Here is an 8,773-nt window from a genome sequence, read left to right as displayed (position 1 = left end):
CGAAAATACATGCTGAGCGATGACGGGGAGATCGTCAAAATGAAAGGGGAGCCGATGGATGTGCCGGTGAACAGCTGGATCGATGTTCGCTTGGATATGCCAGAGGATAGCATCTGGAAAACAAGAGCTTCCGAAGCTTCTCTTGAACTGACAGAGCAGCCTGAGGACATTCAGCCTTAAAAATTAATAGGCGAACCCAAATTGATCTGCATTCCATTTGAAACTACTGTATATAAACACAGTAATAAAGGGAGTGCAGATTATGCCCCGAATTTCAGATATTCAGGCCGCCTTTATTGCGGCCATAGAGCTTAACCCAAAGGGCTACCGCTACCTGAGAACAGACAGCTTTATAGAAAAGTTGCGTGGTTTTAACTGGCACTTCACCCGAGCCGACGCCAATGCATGGATAGAGCGCAATCAGCCAGGCTTCGCTGACAAGACGACAGACGGTAGCGATAACCGGTACTGGATCCTGAGAAACATGGGGAGGGTCCTCTGATGGGATTTGCATCACCTGCTACCGATTACGTCGAACGCCAACTTTCTCCATCCGTTCTGTGCAACATAGGGGCCGAAAGCAGGGTGCTTGAAACAGATGTTGGGTTTGCAGTCATTGAGCCAGCCACGAAAAAAAGGCCAGGAGATGTATTGTTAATTTTGTGCGACGGCCACACGCAGTTTGCAAAACTGATGGGTAAGTCATTGATCACGGATGATGGCGAGGCAATAGAAGGAACCGCTCTGGAAGAGGTGGAAGTGTTGGGCAGAGTGACGTTCTTCATCAATCGTGCATTAGATGATGATTGCCCTGCAATATAGATAAAGTTCCCCATGCTTCACTGACGAATAACCAGCCATAAGCGGCTGGTTTTTTGTGTGGTTTGGTCGGAACGAGAGAATTTTAACCTCCATCCCATGATGGCATCCTAAAGCTCAAAGGAAGTTTTGCATAATCACTTCTTCAAAATCGCATTCCCCAAAATAAAATTTAAGTGAATGAAAAACATGGAGAAAAATGAGGATGAAAATGCAATAAAATCAGCCAGAAAAACAAAGTTAACTGGCTGATTAATAACATTTAATTGGAGGTTGTCGAACTCTGCTTCTGGAACAGTTCCCGGAAGACCGGATAGATGTCATCCTGGTCACGAATGTGCTGCATCGCAAAGTTATCAAACATCGCTTGCAGATGCTCATACTCACGCCATAGCGTCTGGTGGGCGCGACGGGTAATTTCAATGTAGCTGTAGTAACGCACCACCGGCAGGATCTTCTTCGCCAGAATTTCATGACACAGCGGCGAGTCATCCGCCCAGTTATCGCCATCCGATGCCTGCGCGGCGTAGATGTTCCACTGCGCCGGATCGTAGCGCTCCTTCACTACCTCATCCATCAGCTTCAGGGCGCTCGACACGATGGTGCCACCGGTCTCCTGCGAGTAGAAGAACTCATGTTCATCCACCTCTTTCGCCTGAGTGTGATGGCGGATGTAGACCACCTCCACGTTCTTATACGTTCTGCTCAGGAACAAATAGAGCAGAATATAAAAACGCTTAGCCATATCCTTGGTGGCCTGATCCATTGAACCTGACACGTCCATCAGGCAGAACATCACCGCCTGGCTGGAAGGCTCAGGGCGTTTTTCGTAGTTCTTGTAGCGCAGGTCGAACGTGTCGATAAACGGCACCCGGTCGATCTTCGCCCGCAGTTCGGCAATCTCTTTTCGCAGGCGCTCCTCTTCCAGCAGTTGCGCCGGTTCCGTGTTTTCTACTACTTTCAGGCTGGTTTCCAGCTCGCGCAGTTCGCGCCGTTTGCCTGCCGTCATCGCCGTGCGTCGCGCCAGCGAGTTTTGCAGTGAACGCACCACGCTGATGTTGGCGGGCACCCCATTTGCGGTATAGCCCGCACGATGGGTTTTGTATTCGTTGAGTTGACGGTGCTGATTCTTTCTCAGATTCGGCAGGGCCAGATCCTCAAACAGCAGATCGAGATATTCGTCTTTTGAAATCTGGAAGACAAACTCATCCTGGCCTTCTCCGTCCTGGCTGGCTTGCCCCTGACCGCTGCCAGAACCGCCGCCTCCGCCTTGGGGACGCTCGATTCTGTCATTCTGGACGAAGTGGTCATTACCTGGGTGTACACGATGGCGAAGGCCGCCACGCCCCTGATGAAACATCGGTTCGCTGATGTCATCGTTGGGGATGGAGACGGATTCGCCGCTGTCGACGTCGGTCACCGAGCGTTTGTTGATGGCCTCGGAGATCGACTGTTTAATTTGCGCTTTATAACGGCGCAAGAAGCGCTGGCGATTCACCGTGCTCTTGTTTTTGCCGTTAAGACGCCGGTCAATAAACCAGGTCATATATCCCCCGTACTGCATTTGCCAACTTGCAGCGTCCGTAAGTGCCGGACATTTTGTTGGCCCGGTAAGCGCGTTACCGGGCACTTGTTTTAAGACGATTTACGCACGCGCAGATACCATTCACAAAGCAGGCGGACCTGTTTGCGCGTATAGCCTTTTTCCATCATACGGTCGACAAAATCGTCGTGCTTTTTCTGCTCGTCGGTTGAGGTTTTGGCGTTGAACGAGATAACCGGCAACAGCTCTTCCGTGTTAGAGAACATTTTCTTCTCTATAACGGTGCGCAGTTTTTCGTAGCTGGTCCAGTTCGGATTGCGGCCGTTGTTATGCGCTCTGGCGCGCAGCACGAAGTTCACAATCTCGTTTCGGAAGTCTTTCGGGTTGCTGATCCCGGCTGGTTTCTCGATTTTTTCAAGTTCCGCGTTCAGGGATTCACGGTCAAACAGCTGGCCGGTATCCGGGTCGCGATACTCCTGATCCTGGATCCAGAAGTCAGCGTAAGTGACGTACCGGTCGAAGATGTTCTGGCCGTATTCGGAATAGGATTCCAGATAGGCGGTCTGGATCTCTTTGCCAATGAACTCGGCGTATTTCGGGATCAGGTAGCCTTTCAGGAACTCCAGGTAGCGTTCAGCCTGCTCCTGTGGGAACTGTTCACGTTCAATTTGCTGTTCCAGCACGTAGAACAGATGTACCGGGTTGGCGGCCACCTCCGCGTGGTCGAAGTTAAAGACGCGGGAGAGGATCTTAAACGCGAAACGCGTCGACAGACCGTTCATCCCTTCGTCGACCCCGGCGTAATCGCGGTATTCCTGGTACGATTTCGCTTTCGGGTCGGTATCCTTCAGGCTTTCGCCGTCATACACGCGCATTTTTGAGTAGATGCTGGAGTTTTCCGGCTCTTTCAGGCGCGACAGGATCGAGAAGCGCGACAGCGTTTCCAGCGTTCCCGGTGCGCAAGGGGCATGGACCAGCTCACTGTGGTTGAGCAGTTTTTCGTAAATCTTGATCTCCTCGGAGATCCGCAGGCAATAAGGCACTTTGACGATGTACACACGGTCAAGGAACGCCTCATTGTTTTTGTTGTTACGGAAGGTCACCCATTCAGATTCGTTAGAGTGGGCAAGGATAATCCCGTTAAACGGCAGGGCGGAAATACCTTCCGTCCCGTTGTAGTTCCCCTCCTGGGTGGCGGTCAGCAGCGGATGCAGCACTTTGATCGGTGCTTTAAACATCTCGACGAATTCCATAATCCCCTGGTTGGCACGGCACAGCGCACCGGAATAGCCGTAGGCATCCGGGTCGTTTTGCGCGTGATGCTCCAGCTTACGGATATCGACTTTACCCACCAGCGCCGAGATATCCTGGTTGTTCTCGTCACCGGGTTCTGTTTTGGCAATGGCGATCTGCTCGAGGATAGACGGCCACACTTTCACGACGCGGAATTTGGTAATGTCCCCGCCAAACTCGTGCAGACGTTTTGCCGCCCACGGCGACATGATCGTACCGAGATAGCGATGCGGAATGCCAAACTCTTTTTCCAGAATTTGCGCATCCTCTTGCGGATTAAACAGGCACAGCGGATGGTCATTGACCGGGCTGCGCTCGCCGTTGGCGCTCAGCACATAGATCGGCACGCGCTGCATCAGCGCTTTCAGCCGTTCAGCCAGGGAGGATTTACCCCCACCGACAGGACCCAGCAGGTAAAGGATCTGCTTCTTCTCTTCCAGCCCCTGAGCGGCATGCTTCAGGTAGGAGACGATCTGCTCAATGGCATCTTCCATGCCATAGAACTCTTCAAACGCCGGGTATCGGGCGACCACCCGATTCGAAAAGAGACGGGAAAGCCGTGGCTCCAGGGCAGTATCAACCATGTTTGGCTCACCAATAGCCATCAATAGCCGTTCTGCCGCATTGGCATAGGCACTGCGATCTTGCCGACAAATGGTAAGAAACTCCTGCAGTGTGAACTCTTCGTCCTTGGCAGCTTCGTAGCGCTGGCGATAGTGATCGAATATATTCATGGCATGCCGTCCTTTCGTTTTTTAGCACAGGATAAGAGCCGTTCGTATGAGTAGTGGAGGCTCCCGGAAGAGAATTTTTCGCACCTCACTGCCAGAGCAGCAACCTGTGTGCCAGGTCGAAGGCTATGAACCGCAGGGTGTTCAGCAAAACCTCTTCTTAAATTAAAGCGTAGATGGCAATTGCAAAACTTGCATACGGATAAAATCTACTTTCAATGACATATCAATAACTCATCCAAAAATTTCCACTGCGGTTATAAGCGAAAAGCGGGTTTTTCATTTATCGGTCACATAAATGAAAGCGGGATGTCATCTGAAAAATGAAAAATAACGGGTTAATCAAACGGATTAGTGCGCAAAAAATTTTGGGATGTACGGGAATGGCGGTTACACTTCACCCGCTGATTATTTGACTACAGGAAAGAATGGATTGTGACCAAACTCAAACTTCTGGCATTGGGCATCCTTGCCGCTACCGCAGCGAGCACCGTACAGGCTGAGAGCCAGTGGACTGTTGGCGCGGGTGCTGGCGTGATTAACAGCCCGTACAAGCAGTATGACCGCGACGTTTATCCTGTCCCCGTTGTCACCTATGAAGGCGATAACTTCTGGTTCCGTGGGTTGGGCGGCGGCTACTATCTGTGGAACGATACGGCCGATAAGCTCTCCATCATGGCCTATTACGACCCAACGCACTTTAAACCAGGCGACAGCGACAGCAATGCGCTTCGTCAACTGGACAAACGCAGAAGCTCACTGATGGCGGGGCTTTCTTACGTCCATAATACCGAGTATGGCTTCCTGCGCACTGCGCTGGCGGGCGATACCCTGGACAACAGCAACGGCTTCATCTGGGATCTGGCGTGGCTTTACCGCTATACCAACGGCGCAGTGACGCTGACGCCGGGTATCGGTGTGCAGTACAGCAGCGAAAATTACAACGACTACTACTATGGCGTGTCTAAAGCGGAGTCTCGCCGCAGTGGTTTGAATAGCTACAGCGCGGATGATGGCTGGGACCCGTACCTGGAACTCACCGCATCGTATAACTTCCTCGGTGACTGGAATGTGTACGGTACTGGCCGTTACATTCGTCTGAGCGATGAAGTGAAAGACAGCCCGATGGTCGACAAGTCCTGGTCTGGCATCTTCTCTGTAGGTGTGACCTACAAGTTCTGACCAGAACGTAATGCATTAAAACGGGGCGCTTGCGCCCCGTTTGTTTTTTATGATGCCTGAACAATATTAGCGCTTCACAATCTTGATCGTCTGGCCTAAGCGGGACGGTTTTTCTTCGCTGGTTTTCTGCGGCGCGGTCACGCACGCGGTTTCCACGCAGACGAAGGTTTTGTAACCGTCATCCGGGATATCCGCCATGCTGACGGAAAGGGCAGGGCCCGGGTTCCAGCCCACTACGTTGCTGTGGTGGTGATGAACCACATCAATACCGCGGTTCAGCGCGCTGTCGTGGATGACGCTACAGGCTTCCGGGTGCAGGTATACGCGGTCGGTACGATCCGGGAAAGTCTGCACGCCGTCGTCCAGCTTGCCTTCTTTCGCGTTATCCACTTTGTCGATAAAGGTATCGCCAAGTCCGCTCACCTTAACGGCCTGAATGTCGCCTACGTTGAAATAGGTGTGCAGGGCGGACGTTGTTTCGAATTCGCCGTGCGCTTCCAGTTCAATCTCGCAGGTTTTACCCAGCTTGAAGCGGGCATACAGGGTGAATTCATGTGGCCACAGGGCGCGCGTTTCATCATTCGCCTGGAGCTCAAAGGTCAACACCGCGCCGTTTTCATCTTCGTTGTGGGCTTTCAGCGTCCACTGCTGGTTACGGGCGAAACCGTGAGACGGTAATCCCTGCTGCGCTGACGGGCCAAACCATGGCCAGCAAATCGGTACGCCGCCGCGGATCGCCGCCCCTCTTTTGAACGAGGTGGCCTCGCTCAGCCACAGGCCTTCTTCTTCACCTTCTGGTTTCCAGGAGAGCAGGTGGGCGCCGTTGAGCGCGACGGAGGCTTTAACGCGCGGATGATCAACGACGATGATATCGGCACCGTCAATCTGACGGCGGGAGAGCACAGGGGTAAGTTGTTCGACTACCGGAAGTGCAAAAATTTTATTAATCATTAAGCAATCCTCTGTCTAAAAACAATAAAAAAGGCGACCGAAGTCGCCTTTTAGGATCAAGCACTCATCTCAACTTATTTGGAGATGTGAGCGATCAGGTCCAGTACTTTGTTAGAGTAGCCAGTTTCGTTGTCGTACCAGGAAACCAGTTTCACGAAGTTGTCGTTCAGTGCGATACCTGCTTTAGCATCGAACACGGAAGTGCACACTTCGCCGTTGAAATCGGTAGATACAACGTCGTCTTCGGTGTAACCCAGAACGCCTTTCATTGGGCCTTCGGAAGCAGCTTTGATTGCTTTCTTAATTTCTTCATAAGAAGCAGCTTTTTCCAGACGAACGGTCAGGTCAACAACGGATACGTTAGGAGTTGGAACGCGGAACGCCATACCAGTCAGTTTGCCATTCAGTTCTGGCAGTACTTTACCTACTGCTTTAGCAGCACCGGTAGAAGATGGGATGATGTTCTGAGCCGCGCCACGGCCGCCGCGCCAGTCTTTGTGAGACGGGCCATCAACGGTTTTCTGAGTAGCGGTGGTTGCGTGAACGGTAGTCATCAGACCTTCGATGATGCCGAAGTTGTCGTTGATAACTTTAGCCAGCGGTGCCAGGCAGTTGGTGGTGCAGGATGCGTTGGAAACGATGTCCTGGCCAGCGTAAGTTTCGAAGTTTGCACCGCGAACGAACATTGGGGTGTTGTCTTTGGAAGGACCAGTCAGAACAACTTTCTTCGCACCCGCAGTGATGTGTTTACGTGCAGTTTCGTCGGTCAGGAAGATACCGGTAGCTTCAGCTACAACGTCAACACCGATTTCGTTCCATTTCAGGTTAGCTGGGTCTTTCTCAGCAGTAACGCGGATGGTTTTGCCGTTAACAACCAGGTGGCCGTCTTTCACTTCAACGGTGCCGTCGAAACGACCGTGAGTTGAGTCGTACTTCAGCATGTACGCCATGTATTCAGCGTCCAGGAGATCGTTGATACCAACGATTTCGATGTCAGAACGTTTCTGAGCAGCACGGAAAACAATACGGCCGATACGGCCAAAACCGTTGATACCTACTTTGATAGTCATATATTCCACCAGCTATTTGTTAGTGAATAAAAGGTTGCCTGTAAAATTACAAAAACCTTACGCAGCGTCAAGCGGAATCGTGTCAATCATTGCGACAAATCAATCCTGTGACTAACGTTTGTGCGACTGACTCGCCTCACTTTCCCTTTGAGCTAGCAACCACATGGGGGCTGCGCCCGGAATTTTAAAGGCCTCGCAGGATTAAAATGTGAAATTGATCACAATTGCCTGACCGCCTTTTCGCGACACATAAGTTTAGAACAAAAGTGCACGCGCGGGTGTTAATGTTTTGTTAGAATCTGGGTTAAAAGATGTCTGTTTCAACAGCGAGATGTAAGCATATGTCGAACCAACGTAACCCCGACGATTTGAAAAAAAACCTTACAGAGATGCAGTTTTACGTGACGCAAAATCACGGCACAGAACCGCCGTTTTCCGGGCGTTTGCTGCACAATAAACGGGAAGGTGTCTACCACTGCCTGGTGTGTGATGCACCGCTGTTTAACTCCCAGACGAAGTACGATTCTGGCTGCGGCTGGCCGAGTTTTTACGAGCCTGTCAGCGATGATGCGATCCGCTACCTGACGGACACCTCGCACGGCATGGTGCGCACCGAAATTCGTTGCGGGAACTGCGACGCCCATCTCGGGCATGTCTTCCCGGATGGCCCGCAGCCGACGGGGGAGCGTTTCTGCGTAAATTCGGCTTCCATGAGCTTTACCGATGATGAAAACGGCGACCAGACCAAGGGTTGAAAAAACGATTCAGCAAATTATTCCTTTGAAAGGGAGAGATCATGAATATTGATGACATGATTGCAGGTATGACCCCGGAGGTTTATCAGCGTCTGGTGACGGCCGTTGAGTTGGGAAAATGGCCGGACGGTGTGGCGCTCACACCTGAGCAAAAAGAGAACAGCTTGCAGCTGGTGATGCTGTGGCAGGCGCGTCACAATACCGACGCCCAGCACATGACCATCGACACTAACGGTCAGATGGTGATGAAAAGCAAGCGCGAGTTGAAAGAAGACTTCGGCATCACGCCGAAGCCGATTGCGACGATGAAAATGCAATAACGGTGCGGGTTTATGCCCTCACCCAACCCTCTCCCTGTGGGCTGAGGGATCCCCAGTAATATGGTCATGCCACCATGACCATATTACTGTACTCTTTTCCCAGCTTTTT

Annotated in this window: 9 protein-coding genes and 1 pseudogene; 6 read left to right on the top strand and 4 right to left on the bottom strand. The window is 51.7% G+C overall.

The window, feature by feature from the left end; genetic code table 11:
* The 3 genes and pseudogenes from ACOTYB_RS24110 to ACOTYB_RS24100 all read left to right on the top strand — a co-directional run.
* Window positions 1-180: pseudogene (locus ACOTYB_RS24110) on the top strand (hypothetical protein); the annotation flags it as partial.
* An 82-nt stretch (window positions 181-262) separates the two neighbouring features.
* Window positions 263-502, top strand: a complete 240-nt coding sequence (locus ACOTYB_RS24105) for a hypothetical protein (RefSeq protein WP_022650864.1) — start codon at window positions 263-265, stop codon at window positions 500-502.
* A complete protein-coding gene (locus ACOTYB_RS24100) occupies window positions 502-822 on the top strand; it encodes a hypothetical protein (protein ID WP_022650865.1) in 321 nt (106 codons plus the stop codon). The genes ACOTYB_RS24105 and ACOTYB_RS24100 overlap by 1 nt, the downstream gene beginning before the upstream one ends.
* Window positions 823-1,081: 259 nt before the next feature.
* On the opposite strand, the gene ACOTYB_RS24095 is transcribed toward ACOTYB_RS24100, so the two are convergent.
* Together ACOTYB_RS24095 and yeaG are read right to left on the bottom strand one after the other, a co-directional pair.
* The gene (locus tag ACOTYB_RS24095) at window positions 1,082-2,365 is read right to left on the bottom strand and encodes a YeaH/YhbH family protein (protein ID WP_023299884.1); all 1,284 of its coding nucleotides are present in this window, start codon (window positions 2,363-2,365) and stop codon (window positions 1,082-1,084) included.
* 89 nt (window positions 2,366-2,454) lie between these two features.
* A complete protein-coding gene (gene yeaG / locus ACOTYB_RS24090; RefSeq protein WP_006809140.1) occupies window positions 2,455-4,389 on the bottom strand; it encodes a protein kinase YeaG in 1,935 nt (644 codons plus the stop codon).
* A gap of 432 nt (window positions 4,390-4,821) precedes the next feature.
* Here yeaG and ACOTYB_RS24085 point away from each other — a divergent pair, with 432 nt between their 5' ends.
* Window positions 4,822-5,568: a MipA/OmpV family protein gene (locus tag ACOTYB_RS24085; protein WP_022650867.1), complete on the top strand. Its 747-nt coding sequence runs from the start codon at window positions 4,822-4,824 to the stop codon at window positions 5,566-5,568.
* Between the two features lie 66 nt (window positions 5,569-5,634).
* Here the strand turns inward: ACOTYB_RS24085 and ACOTYB_RS24080 are convergent, their stop codons facing one another.
* Window positions 5,635-6,519, bottom strand: coding sequence for a D-hexose-6-phosphate mutarotase (locus ACOTYB_RS24080; RefSeq protein WP_023324474.1), 885 nt, complete (start codon window positions 6,517-6,519; stop codon window positions 5,635-5,637).
* Between the two features lie 74 nt (window positions 6,520-6,593).
* Window positions 6,594-7,589, bottom strand: coding sequence for a glyceraldehyde-3-phosphate dehydrogenase (gene gapA / locus ACOTYB_RS24075; protein ID WP_006809136.1), 996 nt, complete (start codon window positions 7,587-7,589; stop codon window positions 6,594-6,596).
* 341 nt (window positions 7,590-7,930) lie between these two features.
* Here gapA and msrB point away from each other — a divergent pair, with 341 nt between their 5' ends.
* Both msrB and ACOTYB_RS24065 read left to right on the top strand, forming a co-directional pair.
* Window positions 7,931-8,344: a peptide-methionine (R)-S-oxide reductase MsrB gene (gene msrB / locus ACOTYB_RS24070; protein ID WP_003857865.1), complete on the top strand. Its 414-nt coding sequence runs from the start codon at window positions 7,931-7,933 to the stop codon at window positions 8,342-8,344.
* Between the two features lie 41 nt (window positions 8,345-8,385).
* Window positions 8,386-8,664, top strand: coding sequence for a YeaC family protein (locus ACOTYB_RS24065; RefSeq protein WP_003857863.1), 279 nt, complete (start codon window positions 8,386-8,388; stop codon window positions 8,662-8,664).
* Window positions 8,665-8,773 lie beyond the last annotated feature (109 nt).

Origin of the sequence: Enterobacter cloacae complex sp. IR5450 (assembly GCF_049238665.1) — a bacterium.
GTDB classification, from domain to species: domain Bacteria; phylum Pseudomonadota; class Gammaproteobacteria; order Enterobacterales; family Enterobacteriaceae; genus Enterobacter; species Enterobacter hormaechei_C.
This window is presented reverse-complemented; position numbering and strand designations above follow the sequence as displayed.

Bases quoted from the DNA above. Each gene is read 5' to 3' on its own strand.
- ACOTYB_RS24100 (WP_022650865.1), top strand. From the start codon at position 502: ATGGGATTTGCATCACCTGCTACCGATTACGTCGAACGCCAACTTTCT.
- ACOTYB_RS24105 (WP_022650864.1), top strand. From the start codon at position 263: ATGCCCCGAATTTCAGATATTCAGGCCGCCTTTATTGCGGCCATAGAG.
- gapA (WP_006809136.1), bottom strand. From the start codon at position 7,589: ATGACTATCAAAGTAGGTATCAACGGTTTTGGCCGTATCGGCCGTATT.
- msrB (WP_003857865.1), top strand. From the start codon at position 7,931: ATGTCGAACCAACGTAACCCCGACGATTTGAAAAAAAACCTTACAGAG.
- ACOTYB_RS24065 (WP_003857863.1), top strand. From the start codon at position 8,386: ATGAATATTGATGACATGATTGCAGGTATGACCCCGGAGGTTTATCAG.
- ACOTYB_RS24095 (WP_023299884.1), bottom strand. From the start codon at position 2,365: ATGACCTGGTTTATTGACCGGCGTCTTAACGGCAAAAACAAGAGCACG.
- ACOTYB_RS24080 (WP_023324474.1), bottom strand. From the start codon at position 6,519: ATGATTAATAAAATTTTTGCACTTCCGGTAGTCGAACAACTTACCCCT.
- yeaG (WP_006809140.1), bottom strand. From the start codon at position 4,389: ATGAATATATTCGATCACTATCGCCAGCGCTACGAAGCTGCCAAGGAC.